14 protein-coding genes are annotated in these 14,564 nt (G+C 70.3%); 3 read left to right on the top strand and 11 right to left on the bottom strand.

The window, feature by feature from the left end; translation table 11 throughout:
- Positions 1 to 43 precede the first annotated feature (43 nt).
- Positions 44 to 1,042 (top strand): adenosine deaminase, encoded by a 999-nt coding sequence (locus tag ABZW11_RS40785; RefSeq protein ID WP_355429986.1) that lies wholly within the window; start codon positions 44 to 46, stop codon positions 1,040 to 1,042.
- A 44-nt stretch (positions 1,043 to 1,086) separates the two neighbouring features.
- Positions 1,087 to 1,800: a GAF and ANTAR domain-containing protein gene (locus ABZW11_RS40780; RefSeq protein ID WP_355429983.1), complete on the top strand. Its 714-nt coding sequence runs from the start codon at positions 1,087 to 1,089 to the stop codon at positions 1,798 to 1,800.
- Positions 1,801 to 1,868: 68 nt separating this feature from the next.
- Here ABZW11_RS40780 and ABZW11_RS40775 read toward each other — a convergent pair whose 3' ends face one another.
- The 6 genes from ABZW11_RS40775 to ABZW11_RS40750 all read right to left on the bottom strand — a co-directional run bounded on the left by ABZW11_RS40775 (position 1,869) and on the right by ABZW11_RS40750 (position 8,604).
- Positions 1,869 to 2,348: a GNAT family N-acetyltransferase gene (locus ABZW11_RS40775; protein ID WP_355429980.1), complete on the bottom strand. Its 480-nt coding sequence runs from the start codon at positions 2,346 to 2,348 to the stop codon at positions 1,869 to 1,871.
- 146 nt (positions 2,349 to 2,494) lie between these two features.
- Entirely contained in the window at positions 2,495 to 3,232 is a 738-nt protein-coding gene (gene dapB / locus ABZW11_RS40770) for a 4-hydroxy-tetrahydrodipicolinate reductase (RefSeq protein ID WP_355429977.1), read from the bottom strand.
- Positions 3,233 to 3,290: 58 nt separating this feature from the next.
- Positions 3,291 to 4,601: a pitrilysin family protein gene (locus ABZW11_RS40765; protein ID WP_355429974.1), complete on the bottom strand. Its 1,311-nt coding sequence runs from the start codon at positions 4,599 to 4,601 to the stop codon at positions 3,291 to 3,293.
- Positions 4,598 to 6,931, bottom strand: a complete 2,334-nt coding sequence (locus ABZW11_RS40760; protein ID WP_355429971.1) for a polyribonucleotide nucleotidyltransferase — start codon at positions 6,929 to 6,931, stop codon at positions 4,598 to 4,600. The genes ABZW11_RS40765 and ABZW11_RS40760 overlap by 4 nt, the downstream gene beginning before the upstream one ends.
- Before the next feature lie 295 nt (positions 6,932 to 7,226).
- Positions 7,227 to 7,496, bottom strand: a complete 270-nt coding sequence (gene rpsO / locus ABZW11_RS40755) for a 30S ribosomal protein S15 (protein WP_345398667.1) — start codon at positions 7,494 to 7,496, stop codon at positions 7,227 to 7,229.
- Positions 7,497 to 7,677: 181 nt separating this feature from the next.
- Entirely contained in the window at positions 7,678 to 8,604 is a 927-nt protein-coding gene (locus ABZW11_RS40750; protein ID WP_355429968.1) for a bifunctional riboflavin kinase/FAD synthetase, read from the bottom strand.
- An 82-nt stretch (positions 8,605 to 8,686) separates the two neighbouring features.
- Here ABZW11_RS40750 and ABZW11_RS40745 point away from each other — a divergent pair, with 82 nt between their 5' ends.
- Positions 8,687 to 9,706 carry an SAM-dependent methyltransferase gene (locus tag ABZW11_RS40745; protein ID WP_355429966.1) on the top strand — a complete coding sequence of 340 codons (1,020 nt, stop codon included), beginning with the start codon at positions 8,687 to 8,689 and terminating at the stop codon, positions 9,704 to 9,706.
- 5 nt (positions 9,707 to 9,711) lie between these two features.
- Here ABZW11_RS40745 and truB read toward each other — a convergent pair whose 3' ends face one another.
- From truB to infB, 5 genes are all read right to left on the bottom strand, one after another.
- Positions 9,712 to 10,587, bottom strand: coding sequence for a tRNA pseudouridine(55) synthase TruB (gene truB, locus ABZW11_RS40740; protein WP_355429963.1), 876 nt, complete (start codon positions 10,585 to 10,587; stop codon positions 9,712 to 9,714).
- Complete coding sequence (locus ABZW11_RS40735) at positions 10,588 to 11,628, bottom strand: DHH family phosphoesterase (RefSeq protein WP_355429960.1); 1,041 nt, start codon at positions 11,626 to 11,628, stop codon at positions 10,588 to 10,590.
- Positions 11,625 to 12,122 (bottom strand): 30S ribosome-binding factor RbfA, encoded by a 498-nt coding sequence (gene rbfA, locus ABZW11_RS40730; RefSeq protein ID WP_355429957.1) that lies wholly within the window; start codon positions 12,120 to 12,122, stop codon positions 11,625 to 11,627. Before rbfA ends, ABZW11_RS40735 begins: the two co-directional genes overlap by 4 nt.
- Positions 12,123 to 12,161: 39 nt before the next feature.
- Positions 12,162 to 12,458, bottom strand: a complete 297-nt coding sequence (locus ABZW11_RS40725; RefSeq protein ID WP_345398649.1) for a DUF503 domain-containing protein — start codon at positions 12,456 to 12,458, stop codon at positions 12,162 to 12,164.
- Between the two features lie 120 nt (positions 12,459 to 12,578).
- On the bottom strand, positions 12,579 to 14,564 hold a 1,986-nt coding region (gene infB / locus ABZW11_RS40720; protein WP_355429953.1), incomplete at its 5' end, for a translation initiation factor IF-2.

Below are 14,564 nucleotides of genomic sequence, written 5' to 3'. Positions count from 1 at the left end.
CGTCTTCTGAGGCGTCTTCTGAGGCGTCTTCTAGGGTGGGACGGTGAAGGATTTCATCGCCGGTCTGCCGAAGTGCGAGCTGCACCTGCACATCGAGGGCACGCTGGAGCCCGAGCTGAAGTTCGAGCTGGCCAGGCGTAACGGCCTGGAGCTGCCGTACGCGTCGGTCGAGGAGATGCGGGCGGCCTACACCTTCGACAGCCTGCCGTCGTTCCTGACGATCTACTACGAGGGCATGCGGGTGCTGCGCACTGAGCCCGACTTCTACGACCTGGCCATGGCCTACCTGCGCAAGGCGGCGAGCCAGAACGTCCGCTACGCGGAGATCTTCTTCGACCCGCAGGCGCACACCTCGCGCGGTGTGCCGTTCGACGTGGTCATCAGGGGGTTGCGCAGGGCGCTGCTCGACGCGTACGCGCAGCTCGGGCTGCGGGCCCAGCTCATCATGTGCTTCCTGCGCGACTTCCAGGCCGAGTACGCCATGGCGACGCTGCTGGAGTCGCTGCCGTACAAGGAGTGGATCGCCGGCGTGGGCCTCGACTCCGATGAGAAGGGCAACCCGCCGCGCAAGTTCGCGGCCGTCTATGAGCGTGCCAGGCAGGAGGGCTACCTGCTGACCATGCACTGCGACGTCGACCAGGACGACGCGGCCGAGCACATCAGGCAGGCGATCGAGGACATCGGCGTCGACCGCATCGATCACGGCGTCAACATCCTGGAGGACCAGCGGCTGGTCGAGAAGGTGCTGGCCAGGGGCATGGGGCTGACGTGCTGCCCGGTCTCCAACGGCTACGTGACGGACTCGATGAAGGCCGAGGGCATCCGCAAGCTGATGGACCTCGGGGTGCGCGTGACGATCAACTCCGACGATCCGGCGTACTTCTCCGCGTACGTGACGGAGAACCTCCTGGCCCTCCAGGACGCGCTCCAGCTCACCCGTGAGGAGCTGGCCGGGCTGCAGCGCAACGCGTTCGAGATCACCTGGCTGCCCCGCCACCTCAAGGACGCCTACCTCGCCGAGGTGGACGCCTACCTCTCGTGAGCTAGCCTTAGGTCACCGAGCACCGCCGACGAGTGCGAGGGATCATGGCCGAACGGGCCGGCGTGCCCACCGACATCGCGGAGTTCGAGCAGGCACTCGCCGAGTGCGTCGCCATCGCGGGGCGGGCGATGCCCGACTCCCCCATGCTGAGCATCGTGCTGTGCCGCGACGGCGAGATCCCCACGGTGGCCTGCTCCGACGGGGTCGCCGAGCTGCTCGACGGCCTGCAGCGGGCCACGGGGCAGGGGCCGGTGCTCGACGTGATCAGGGACGGCGGTCCCGTGACGTCCGACGATCTGCGGGCCGAGTCGCGCTGGCCGCGCTTCTCGGCGGCGGCCGGGCAGGTGCGCGGGGTGCACTGCGAGCCACTGGAGTCGGCGGGTGTGCTGCTCGGCGTGCTGACGCTCTACGCGAGCCGTCCCGGCGGGTTCACCGACGAGACGTGGACGGCGATGCGCGTGACGGCGGCGCACGTGGGGGTGCTGTTCCGTGCGGCGCTCGACGTGGCGCGGATGCGGGAGGTGGCGGGGCAGCTCAAGGAGGCGCTGACCACGCGCGGGGTGATCGACCAGGCGCTCGGCATCGTCATGGCGCAGCGCCGGTGCACCGCGCGGCAGGCGTTCGAGCTGTTACGGCAGATCTCGCAGGACCGCAACGTCAAGGTGCACCAGATCGCCGCCTCGATCGTGGAGAAGGTGAGCGGCGAGCCGGCTCGCCGCTCCCGCTTCGAAGAACCCCCGCAGAAGACATCAGGCTGACCAGACGGCGCGCCACCTCACGACAAACAGCGCCTCACAACAAACACCGCCTCACAACAAACACCGCCTCACAACAAGCACCGCATCACGACGCGTGGCGCGAGCTCGATGCCCAGCTCCCGCTCGTGCGCGACCAGCGCCCGCAGCCCGGGCCCCCACGCGCTCTCGGGCAGCACGGAGAAGCCGTGCCGGGCGTACCAGGGCCCGTTCCACGGCACGTCCCTGAACGTCGTCAGCGTCACGCCGGGCGCCCCGCAGGACCGCGCGTGGTCGATCACCGCCGCGACGAGCCGCCCGCCGATGCCCTGGCGCATGCGCTCGGGACGTACGGCGAGCTGGTCGAGATGCACGCACCCGTCGACCTCGCCGATGAGCGCGAACCCGTCGGGCGGCGCCCCCTCGACCAGCACCGACCCGGGGCCGGCGACCTCCTCGATCATCGTCGTGCCCGGCGGGAACACGATGCCCACCTGCTCGAACAGCCGGTCGGCGGCCAGCTCGATCGGCACCAATCCGGCCAGCTCATCCGCCTCGGCCCATCGCACCATGGCGACACGATCTCATGTCGGGAGCGTAGCTCGCCGCTCATATTAGGGTTGAAGATCGTAGGCCCGGCTGTGCGGAGCTGGGACCCTCTCCTCACGACGTGCCCACGTCCGCGTGTGCGAGGCGTGGGCACGTCGTGTGCACCTGGCTAGAGGTCGAGCAGGCGCTCCAGGCCCACCGTGAGGCCGGGCAGCTCGCGCACCCGCCGCACGCCGAGCAGCACGCCGGGGGTGAACGCGGCGCGGCTCATCGTGTCGTGGCGGATGGTCAGCGTCTCGCCGTCGCCGCCGAGCAGCACCTCCTGGTGGGCGATGAGCCCCGACAGGCGCACGGCGTGGACGTGGACGCCGCCGACGTCGGCGCCGCGGGCGCCGTCGAGCGCGGTGCTGGTGGCGTCGGGCATCGACCCGAGCCCGGCCTTGGAACGGGCCTCGGAGATCAGCTCGGCCGTACGCCGGGCCGTGCCGGAGGGCGCGTCGGCCTTGTTGGGGTGGTGCAGCTCGACGATCTCGGCCGACTCGAAGTAGCGGGCGGCCTGCTGCGCGAAGTGCATCATGAGCACGGCCGCGATGCCGAAGTTGGGGGCGATGAGGCAGTTGGTGCCGGGGTTGGCCGCCAGCCAGCGCCGCACGGTCTCGAGCCGCCCCTCGTCGAAGCCGGTGGTGCCCACCACTGGGTGGACGCCGTGGCCGATCGCCCATTCGAGGTTGCCCATCACCACGTCGGGATGGGTGAAGTCGACCACCACCTCGGCGCCGGCGAGCCCCTCGATGGAGTCGTCCTTGTCGAGCGCGGCCGCCAGCTCCATGTCGGCTGCCGCCTCGACCGCCTTGCACACCTCGACGCCCACACGTCCCTGGGCGCCCAGCACACCTACCCTGATCACAGGGCGAGCCTATCGTGCCGCCGCCCCGCCGATGCCGGACCGGGGGGCGGCGCGCGTCTCAGCGGATCGCGTCGCTGAAGTCCTTGTCGCCGTACGGGCCGATGACGGCCAGCGTGAGCGGCCGGTTGAGCACGTCGGCGGCGACCTCGCAGATCTCGTCGGGGGTGACGGACTCGATGCGCGCGAGCACCTCGTCAACCGACATGAGCTCGTCGTAGACCAGCTCGTTCTTGCCGATGCGGGACATGCGCGAGCCGGTGTCCTCCAGGCCGAGCACGAGCCCGCCGCGCATCTGGCCTTTGCCGCGCATGATCTCGTCGGCGGTGAGCCCCTCGGCCACCACCCTGGACACCTCGTCGCGGCAGATCTTCAGCACGTCGTCGATCTTCGAGGGCAGGCAGCCCACGTAGATGCCGAACTGGCCGGTGTCGGCGTAGGCCGAGGTGTAGCTGTAGGCGGAGTAGGCCAGGCCGCGCTTCTCCCTGATCTCCTGGAAGAGCCGCGACGACATGCCGCCGCCGAGCGCCGCGTTGAGCACGCCGAGCGCGAACCTGCGGTCGTCGGTGCGGGACAGGCCGGTCGTGCCGAGCACCAGGTTGGCCTGCTCGGTGGGCCGGTCGAGGACCGCGACGCCGGACCGCGTCGCGGCGCCGGGGCCGCTGGTGCGCGGCGGCTCGAACTCGGCGGGGCCGTTCAGCGCCCCCGCCCGCTCGTACGCCCTGGCGACCAGCTCGACGACCTCTTCGTGCCTGACGTTGCCCGCCACCGACACGACGGTGCGGCGCGGCAGGTAGAAGCGGTGGTAGTACTCGGCGATGCGCTCGCGCCCGAGCGCGTTGATGGAGTCGACCGTGCCCAGGATGGGCCGGCCGATCGGCGAGTCGCCGTAGAGGGTGGCGGCGAACTGCTCGTGCACCACGTCGGAGGGGTCGTCGTCGTGCATGGCGATCTCTTCGAGGATCACGCCACGCTCGGACTCGACGTCGTCCTCGGTCACCAGCGAGCTGGTCACTACGTCGGCGAGCACGTCGACCGCGACCGGCAGGTCCTCGTCGAGGACCCGCGCGTAGTAGCAGGTGTACTCCTTGGCGGTGAAGGCGTTGATCTCACCGCCGATGCCCTCGATGGAGGCGGAGATCTCCATGGCGTCGCGCGTCGGAGTGCCCTTGAACAGCAGGTGCTCAAGGAAGTGGGTGGCCCCCATGTGCTCGGGAGCCTCGTCGCGCGAGCCGATGCCGACCCACATGCCGACCGCGACGCTCCGCACGGTCGGCATGGTCTCGGTCACCACGCGCAGCCCACCCGGGAGGACGGTGCGCCTTACCACCCCGGCTCCGTCCTTGCCGGGGTGCAGCGTGGTCGTGGTCACGAGTTCCGGTCGTCTCCCTCGGAGGAGCTGCGGGAGCTGCGCACGCGGGTGCGGGTGCGGCGCGGACGGTCGGGCTTGTCGTCGGCGGCCGGGGCGGCGGGCGCCTCGGACTGCTCGGGAGCATCGCCGTCGGCGGCCTTGGCCTCCTTCTCGGCGGCCTCCTTCTCGATGACTTCGACCGGCACCAGCGAGAGCTTGCCGCGGCCGTCGATCTCGGCGATCTCGACCTGGATCTTCTCGCCGACGGCCATGACGTCCTCGACGTTCTCGATGCGCTTGCCGCCGTGCAGCTTGCGGATCTGGGAGACGTGGAGCAGGCCGTCCTTGCCCGGCATGAGCGAGATGAACGCGCCGAAGGCGGCGATCTTGACGACCGTGCCCAGGTAGCGCTCGCCCACCTCGGGCATGTGCGGGTTGGCGATGGCGTTGATCGCCGAACGGGCGGCCTCGGCGGACGGCCCGTCGGTGGCGCCGATGTAGATCGTGCCGTCGTCCTCGATGGTGATCTCGGCGCCGGTGTCGTCCTGGATCTGGTTGATCATCTTGCCCTTGGGGCCGATGACCTCGCCGATCTTGTCGACCGGGACCTTGATGGTGATGATGCGCGGCGCGGTCGGGTTCATCTCCGCCGGGGAGTCGATCGCCTCCTGCATCACGTCGAGGATCGCCAGGCGGGCGCCCTTGGCCTGCTTGAGCGCGCCTGCGAGGACGCTCGCGGGGATGCCGTCGAGCTTGGTGTCGAGCTGCAGGGCGGTGATGACGTCCTTGGTGCCGGCGACCTTGAAGTCCATGTCGCCCATGGCGTCTTCGGCGCCCAGGATGTCGGTCAGCGTGACGTAGGTGTCGCCCTCGCCGATCAGGCCCATCGCGATGCCGGCGACCATCTCCTTGAGCGGCACACCGGCGTCGAGCAGCGCCATGGTGGAGGCGCAGACCGAGCCCATCGAGGTCGAGCCGTTGGAGCCGAGCGCCTCCGACACCTGCCTGATCGCGTAGGGGAACTCCTCACGCGTGGGCAGCACCGGGATCAGCGCCCGCTCGGCCAGCGCGCCGTGACCGATCTCGCGGCGCTTGGGCGAGCCCACCCGGCCGGTCTCACCGGTGGAGTAGGGCGGGAAGTTGTAGTTGTGCATGTAGCGCTTGGTCCGCTCGGGGTTGAGCGTGTCGATGACCTGCTCCATGCGCAGCATGTTGAGCGTCGTGATGCCGAGGATCTGGGTCTCGCCGCGCTCGAACAGCGCCGAGCCGTGCACCCGGGGCACCACGTGGACCTCGGCCGACAGCGCGCGGATGTCCTTCGTGCCGCGGCCGTCGATGCGCACGCCCTCCTTGATGACGCGCTCGCGCATGAGCTTCTTCATCACCGAGCGGAACGCGGCGGAGATCTCCTTCTCGCGGCCCTCGAACTCGGGCAGGAGCTTCTCGGCGGCCAGCGCCTTGACCTTCTCCAGCTCGTTCTCGCGCTCCTGCTTGCCCGCGATGGTCAGCGCGGCGCCGAGCTCGGTCTTGATCGCGGCCTCGACGGCGGTGTAGACGTCGTCCTGGTAGTCGAGGAAGATCGGGTATTCGGCGGTCTCCTTGGCGGCGACCTGCGCGATGCGGGACTGCGCCTCGCACAGCACCTTGATGAACGGCTTGGCCGCCTCCAGGCCCTGCGCGACGGTCTCCTCGGTCGGGGCGACCGCGCCGTCGGCGACGAGCTTGAGCGTGTCCTTCGTGGACTCCGCCTCGACCATCATGATCGCGACGTCGCCGTCGTCGAGCACCCGCCCGGCCACGACCATGTCGAACGTGGCCCGCTCAAGCTCGTGGTGGGTCGGGAAGGCCACCCACTGGCCGTCGATCAGCGCCACCCGGACGCCGCCGATGGGGCCGGAGAAGGGCAGCCCGGCGAGCTGGGTGGACAGCGACGCGGCGTTGATGGCGACCACGTCGTAGAGGTGGTCGGGGTTGAGCGCCATGACGGTGGCGACGACCTGGACCTCGTTGCGCAGGCCCTTGACGAACGACGGGCGCAGCGGCCGGTCGATCAGCCGGCAGGTGAGGATCGCGTCCTCGGAGGGACGGCCCTCGCGGCGGAAGAACGAGCCGGGGATGCGGCCCGCGGCGTACATGCGCTCTTCGACGTCGACCGTCAGCGGGAAGAAGTCGAACTGCTCCTTCGGCGTCTTGGACGCGGTCGTCGCCGAGAGCACCATCGTGTCGTTGTCGAGATAGGCGACGGCGGAACCCGCCGCCTGGCGCGCGAGCCGACCGGTCTCGAACCGGATCGTACGCGTGCCGAAAGAGCCGTTGTCTATGACGGCTTCAGCAGTGTGGACACCCTCCACGGGGGACCTCCTTGTGGTCGGTCACCCGCGCCCTTTTCTCACCGGCACCCTCGTTAGGTGCAGCGCCGGTCTTCGATCGAAGCGCCCGGTCAAGTGCGTTCTTACCGGAAGCCACTACCGAGGACCGGCCCGCAGGCGTCGCGGGTCGCATGGTGCTGAGCGGACGCGGGGGCTGTGTGTCTCGGATCTTCAGTTGTACGCCAGGCGCGGGACGGTTTTCACGCCGCCACGCGCCCTGCGATGGGTCCTACCCCATATGAGAAGGGAGCGGCGCGCCGGCCGCTCCCTCGTCATGTTATCGGCGCAGACCGAGCCGCTCGATGAGCGAACGGTAGCGCTGGATGTCGACCTTCTGCAGGTACTTCAGCAGGCGGCGCCGGCGACCCACGAGCAGCAGCAGACCACGACGGCTGTGGTGGTCGTGCTTGTGCGTCTTGAGGTGCTCGGTCAGCTCGCTGATGCGCTTGCTGAGCAGCGCGATCTGCACCTCGGGCGACCCGGTGTCGCCCTCGGTCGTCGCGTACTCGTCGATGATGGACTTCTTGGCAGCGGTGTCGAGGGACACGGCTCTCCTTCGATCTACGGACACGCGCGAATGAGATGGAAGCGCGAACGACCGTGCGTGCCTACAGTCGCCGCGTGAAGGCCGTCATGGGCAGCGCGCAGCGCTGCCGGTATAGAGCCGACATGCAAGGTTACCACCCCGGGTCCAGTGCACGGGGCGGTCGTGTCCGAGCCGAGACCGGCTAGCTCGTCAGGCGTCGGGTGTCCTCCACGTCGGCGTGGATCTGGGCGATGAGCGCCTCGATCGAGTCGAAGCGGGTGTTTCCGCGCAGCCGGGCGGCGAACTCGACCGCGACGTGCGCGCCGTACAGCTCCAGGTCGTCGCGGTCCAGCGCGTACGCCTCCACCGTGCGCGGCACGCCCTCGAACGTCGGGTTGGTGCCGACCGAGATGGCCGCGGGCCAGCGCTCGCCGTCGTAGAGCGCGGGCAGGTTGGCCACCGGGACGCACTGCAGCCAGCCCGCGTAGACGCCGTCGGCCGGGATCGCGGTGTACTGCGGGGTCTCGACGTTGGCCGTGGGGAAGCCGAGCCGGCGGCCGCGCTGGTAGCCGCGTACGACGACGCCCTCGACCCGGTGGGGGCGGCCCAGCTCGGCCGCCGCGCCCGCGACGTCGCCGGCGGTGAGCCGCTCGCGGATGGAGGTCGAGGAGATGTCGTCGAGCCGGGGCACGGACTCCACCTCGAAGTCGTATTTGTCGCCCAGCGCGCGCAGGGTCTCCACGTCACCGGCGGCGTCCTGGCCGAACGTGAAGTCGGCGCCCACCACCACGACCGCCGCCCGCAGCCGCTCGGCGAGCACCTTCTGGGCGAACTCGGCCGGTGTCCACTGCGACAGCCCGAAGGAGAACTCCACGGTGTCGATGGTGTCCACGCCCAGCCCGGCCAGCAGCTCGGCCCGCCGCCGCGCGCTGGTCAGCCGGTGGGGATGCGAGCCGGGGCGGACGACCTCGTCGGGATGCGGCTCGAACGTGACCGCCACGCTGCGCAGGCCCCGCTCCCGGGCGACGGCGACGGCCCGCCCGACCACCCGCTGGTGCCCGAGGTGGACCCCGTCGTGCACGCCGACGGTCACCACAGACCTTTCCGAACCCTGCACGCCAGGCCCCATTCACTCGTCCCCGGAACAACCCGTACAAGCGTGCCACGCGGCGCGGCATTCCCTCCAATCGAGGCGGCTATCATCGGGCATCATGCCTCGCTACGCGCTCCTGATCCTGCCTGCCTTCAACCGGGTCTACGGAGAGAGCTCCGTCCGCCTCACCCGCAACGAGCTGGCCGTCTTCAGCGCGCGTGCCCTTGAGGGCGAGGTGCTGGCCAGCGAGGAGACCCGCATCGGCGGCGTCCCCTACGTGACGTTCGACACCGCCGGGCCGCTGTCCGACGGCGACGTGCGGCTGCTGTCCGACCTGTCGTCCGTCTACGCCGTCTTCGGCGTCGAGGGCGACCTGCTCAGGCCGCTCGCCATGCGGTCGCGCGACCGGCTCAGCAGCGACCTGCTCACCATCCAGAAGTACGCCGGCAAGACCAACGAGCACTTCACCAAGCTGCTGCTCAACGTCACAGCGCTGGCGAGCGACAAGGGGCTGGGCGACGGCCTCGCGGTGTTCGACCCGATGTGCGGCCGCGGCACCACGCTCAACCAGGCCCTCATGTACGGCTACGACGCCTACGGCCTCGACGTCGACGGCAAGGACTTCGAGGCCTACGCCGGCTTCATCAAGACGTGGCTGCGCAACAGGCGGCTCAAGCACACCGCGGAGACCGTGCCGGTGCGCCGCGACCGTGCTCTCGTCGGGCGGCGGCTCAACGTCGCCTTCGGGCTGTCGAAGGAGGCGTTCAAGGCCGGCGACGTGCAGCGCCTGACCGTGGTCAACGCCGACACGCTCAAGAGCCGCGAGTTCTTCAAGCCGCGTTCGTTCGACGTGCTGGCCACCGACGCCCCCTACGGCGTGCAGCACGGCAGCAAGGGCGGCGCGGGCCTGTCGCGCAGCCCGCTGGAGCTGCTGGGCCGGGCGGTGCCGGTCTGGGCCGAGTTGCTGCGGCCCGGCGGGGCGATGGGCATCGCCTGGAACACCTACGGCGGCAAGAGCGACGAGCTGGCCCGCATCCTGACCGGGGCGGGCCTCGAGGTGATGGACTACCCCGACTTCGAGCACTGGGTGGACCAGGCGATCGTGCGCGACATCATCGTGGCCCGCAAGCCGGGCTGACGCGGTCAGCCGGCGAAGACCGCCAGGGGCCGCGCGGTGCGGCCCTGCTCCTCCACCAGCGCCAGCAGCTCACCCTCCGGCCCGAACACGCCGATGGGCCCAGGGCCGAGCCCGGCGGCCGGCAGCCGCCCGCCGTGGGCGACGACGCGGGCCTCCTCGGCGGTGACGTCGCGGCGCGGGAAGGCCGCGGCGACCGCCTCGCCGATGGGCAGCACCACGCACTCCTCGCTGAGCTGCTCGATGGTCTTCGCCAGCGACAGGTCGTACGGCCCCACCCGGGTGCGGCGCAGCGCCGTCAGGTGCCCGCCGACCCCGCCGAGCGCGGCGCCGAGGTCGCGGGCCAGCGAGCGGATGTAGGTGCCGCTCGAACAGACCACGACGGCGTCGACGTCCACGACGTCGCCGGCCGGCCGGATGGCGAGCACCTCGAACGAGCTCACCGTGACGGGCCTGGCCGCCAGCTCGACCTCCTCGCCCGCCCGCGCCTTCTTGTAGGCCCGCTGGCCGTTCACCTTGATGGCGCTGACCTGCGGTGGAACCTGCATGATGGCGCCGGTGAGCGCTTCGACGCCCTTGTGGATCTCGCCCTCGCCGACCCCGGCGGCCGACGTGGTGGCGGTGACCTCGCCCTCGGCGTCGTCGGTGTTGGTGCTCACGCCGAGCCGGATCGTGGCGCGGTACTCCTTCTCGGTCAGCATCAGGTGACCGAGCAGCCTGGTCGCCTTCTCGACGCCGATCACCAGCACGCCCGTCGCCATCGGGTCGAGCGTGCCCGCGTGCCCCACCCGGCGGGTGCCGGCGATGCGCCGCATCTTGGCCACCACGTCGTGGGAGGTCCACTCGCCCGGCTTGTCGACGATGATCAGACCGCTCTCGGCCATTCAGGTAACCTTCCGCAGCTCGCGACGGAACTTCGTCATGGTCTCCTCGACGGTGTCGTAGGAGGTGAACCCGGCCGCGTTGTGATGGCCGCCGCCGCCGAGCGCCGCGCACACCGCCGCGACGTCGACGGTGCCCTTGGACCGGGTGGACACCTGCCAGTCGCCGTAGTCGTCCTCCTTGAGCACGACGGCGACCTGCGCCTCGTCGGTGCGGCGGACGATGTCGATAATGCCTTCGAGCTCGGAGTACGGCAGCCCGTACGCGGCCCGGTCGACCCGGGTCACGTACGTCCAGACCATGCCGTCCTCCAGCGCCACCCGCTCCAGCGCGTTGCCCAGCACCTTGAGATAGCCGAACGGGGAACGGTCCCACAGCTCGCGGGCGATCTCGTCGACCCGCAGCCCGGTGGCGAGCAGCCTGGCCGCCATCTGGTGCACAGCGGGCGTGGTCGAGGAGTAGCGGAAGGAGCCGGTGTCGGTGACGAGGCCGGCGTACAGGCAGGTGGCGATGTCGCGGTCGAGCCGCCCCCCGAGCCGGTAGACGAGCTGCTCGGCGAGCATGGCGGTGGCCGCGGCCTTGGCGTCGATGAGGTCGAGCGAGCCGAACCCCGAGTTGGACGGGTGGTGGTCGACCACGATCACCTCGCGCGCCGAGGCGGCGTTGGCGCCGAGCAGCCCGACCCGCTCGAACGTCGAACAGTCGAAGACGATCATCAGGTCGGGCGCGGCAGGGTAGTCGTCCGGCGGCACCAGCATCTCCTGGCCGGGCAGGAAGCGCAGCAGCCGCGGCACCGCGAAGTGGCGGTCGCCGAACGAGGCGACCACCCGCTTGCCCATCGAGCGCAGCACGAACGCGACCGCCAGCATCGAGCCGAGCGCGTCGCCGTCGGGCGTCACGTGGCAGGCCAGCGCGACCTCGTCGGCCTGCCCGATCAGCCGCAGCGCGCGGTCCCACGACTCCTCGGGGACGGGACAGTCCTCGGAAGGACGCCGCTCGACGCGAGGCGGACGCTCTGCCCTGTCGCGCACGTCGGGCGTCACGCCTGGTCGTCCCTGCCGCTCAGGCTCTGCGAGCCGGCCTCAGCGCCCGTCTCGGCCTCGGTGTCGAAGTCCTCGTCGTCGGGCTTGCGGTAGGGGTCGGCCTCGCCGGCGTAGGAGGCGGTCTGGGCCTGCTTGGCCACCTCGGCGTCCCGCGCGCGGGCGGCGTTGATCAGGTCGTCGAGGTGACGCGCGCTGTCGGGCAGCGGGTCGTGCTTGAACGTCAGCGTCGGCGCGAACCGGACCCCGGTCTGGCGGCCCACCTCCGAGCGGATGATGCCCTTGGCGCTCTCGAGAGCCGCGGCGCTGTCGGCCCGCTCGGCGTCGGAGCCGAACACCGTGTAGAACACCGTCGCGTCGCGCAGGTCGGCGGTGACGCGCGTGTCGGTCACGGTCACGAAGCCCAGACGCGGATCCTTGATCCGACGCTCCAGCATCTCAGCGACGATCTGCTGGATGCGGTCGGCGAGCTTGCGCGCTCGTGCGGCATCCACCATGTTCGCTCCCCCTCACGCACGACCTGGCCGTGCAGTCGTTCAATCTTCGTCGGTGTAGAGCCGCTGCCGGGCCGACAGCAGCTCGATCTCGGGGCGGAAGGCCACCATGCGTTCGCAGGCGTCCAGCAGCTCCTTGCAGTTACCCGCGGAAGCGGAAACCACCGCAACGCCGACCTCCGCTCTGCGGTGCAGGTCGAGATGACCGGTCTCAGCCACCGCGATGCTGGGGTAACGGCGCTGCAGCTCGGCGATGAGCGGACGGACGACAGAGCGCTTCTGCTTCAGCGACCTGACGTCGCCGAGCAGGATATCCAGGGTCAGGGCACCCACATACATCACTGGTCACCACCGCTTGGCCTTGTGGGGTCGGCGCACGACCGGCCTGCTGCGGTGGGGACCAGGCCAGGGCGTGCGAGAGGCGCCCGGCGGATGTCCCGCCGGGCGCCCGGCCGCGCGTCACACGCGCGGCTTCTCCCGCATCTCGAACGTCTCGATCACGTCGTCGATCCTGATGTCGTTGTAGCCGACACCGATACCGCACTCGAAGCCCTCGCGGACCTCGGTCGCGTCATCCTTGAAGCGACGCAGGGACGAGACGGTCAGGTTGTCCGCGATGACGACGCCGTCGCGGATGACCCTGGCCTTGCTGTTGCGGACGATCACGCCGGAGCGGACCAGAGAACCGGCGATGTTGCCGATCCGCGGCACCTTGAAGACCTCGCGGACCTCCGCCGAGCCCATCTGGACCTCTTCGAACTCGGGCTTGAGCATGCCCTTGAGCGCCGCTTCGATCTCCTCGATCGCCTGGTAGATGACCGAGTAGTAGCGGATGTCGACGCCCTCGCGCTCGGCCAGGTCGCGCGCCCGAGGCTCGGGGCGGACGTTGAAGCCGATGATGACCGCGTTGTCGTCGGCGACGGCCAGGTTGACGTCGTACTCGGTGATGGCGCCGACCGCGCGGTGCAGGACTCGAAGCCTGACCTCGTCGCCGACGTCGATCTTGAGCAGGGCGTCTTCCAGGGCCTCCACCGAACCGGACACGTCACCCTTGATGATGAGCTTGAGCTCGTCGACGCGACCCTTCTCAAGGTCGCTGAACAGCTCTTCGAGGGTGCGGCGCCGGCTCGACTTCGCCATGTCGGCGCTGCGCTTGCGCGCCGCGCGCTGCTGGGCGATCTGCCGGGCCATCCGGTCGTCGGTGACCACGATGAAGTTGTCACCGGCGCTCGGCACGGCCGTCAGACCCATCACGAGGACGGGACGCGACGGCGTGGCCTCCTCGACCTGGTCGCCGTTGTCGTCGAGCATCGCGCGGACGCGGCCGAAGGCCTCGCCGCACACGATGGAGTCGCCGACGCGCAGCGTGCCGCGCTGGACCAGGACGGTCGCGACGGGGCCGCGGCCCTTGTCGAGGTGGGCCTCGATCGCGATGCCCTGAGCGTCCATCGTCGGGTTGGCGCGCAGGTCGAGCTCGGCGTCGGCGGTCAGCAGGATGGCCTCGAGGAGGTTGTCGATGCCGGTGCCGTTCTTCGCCGAGATGTCGACGAACAGGGTCGAGCCACCGTATTCCTCGGCCACCAGGCCGTATTCGGTGAGCTGGGCCCTGACCTTGTTGGGGTCGGCGCCCTCCTTGTCGACCTTGTTGACCGCGACCACGACCGGGACCTCGGCGGCCTGGGCGTGGTTGAGCGCCTCGATCGTCTGCGGCTTGACGCCGTCGTCGGCCGCGACCACCAGCACCGCGATGTCGGTCGACTTCGCGCCTCGGGCACGCATGGCGGTGAACGCCTCGTGACCCGGGGTGTCGATGAAGGTGACCTTGCGGTCTTCGCCCTCGTGCGTGGTGGACACCTGGTAAGCGCCGATGTGCTGGGTGATGCCACCCGCCTCGCGCGCCACCACGTTGGTCTTGCGGATGGCGTCGAGCAGCTTGGTCTTACCGTGGTCGACGTGACCCATGACGGTCACCACCGGCGGGCGCGCGGCCAGGTCGGCCTCGTCGCCCTCGTCCTCGCCGAACTCGATGTCGAAGGCCTCGAGCAGCTCGCGGTCCTCCTCCTCGGGGCTGACGACCTGGATGTTGTAGTCCAGCTCGGCTCCGAGCAGCTGCAGCGTCTCCTCGTTGACCGACTGCGTCGCGGTCACCATCTCGCCGAGGTGCAGCATGATCTGCACGAGCGAGGCGGGGTTGGCCCCGATGCGGTCGGCGAAGTCGGACAGCGACGCACCGCGCGGCAGGCGGATCGTCGCGCCGTTGCCGCGAGCGACCTGCACGCCGCCGATCGCCGGCGCCGACATGTTGTCGAACTCCTGGCGCCTCTGACGCTTGGACTTACGGCCACGCGCGGGACGGCCGCCGGGACGCCCGAAGGCTCCCGCGGTGCCGCCGCCACGACCACGGCCGCCGCCACCCGGGCGACCGCCGAAGCCGCCGCCGGGAGC

The organism is Nonomuraea sp. NPDC004580 (genome assembly GCF_040609855.1).
GTDB lineage: Bacteria > Actinomycetota > Actinomycetes > Streptosporangiales > Streptosporangiaceae > Nonomuraea > Nonomuraea salmonea.
Note: the sequence above shows the minus strand (reverse complement) of the source record. Positions and strands in the feature narration are given on the sequence as shown.

Coding starts and splice junctions, on each gene's coding strand:
- ABZW11_RS40775 (WP_355429980.1), bottom strand. CDS start 2,348: ATGGTGCGATGGGCCGAGGCGGATGAGCTGGCCGGATTGGTGCCGATC.
- ABZW11_RS40750 (WP_355429968.1), bottom strand. CDS start 8,604: ATGGGGCCTGGCGTGCAGGGTTCGGAAAGGTCTGTGGTGACCGTCGGC.
- rbfA (WP_355429957.1), bottom strand. CDS start 12,122: ATGGTGGATGCCGCACGAGCGCGCAAGCTCGCCGACCGCATCCAGCAG.
- ABZW11_RS40745 (WP_355429966.1), top strand. CDS start 8,687: ATGCCTCGCTACGCGCTCCTGATCCTGCCTGCCTTCAACCGGGTCTAC.
- truB (WP_355429963.1), bottom strand. CDS start 10,587: ATGGCCGAGAGCGGTCTGATCATCGTCGACAAGCCGGGCGAGTGGACC.
- ABZW11_RS40780 (WP_355429983.1), top strand. CDS start 1,087: ATGGCCGAACGGGCCGGCGTGCCCACCGACATCGCGGAGTTCGAGCAG.
- ABZW11_RS40725 (WP_345398649.1), bottom strand. CDS start 12,458: ATGTATGTGGGTGCCCTGACCCTGGATATCCTGCTCGGCGACGTCAGG.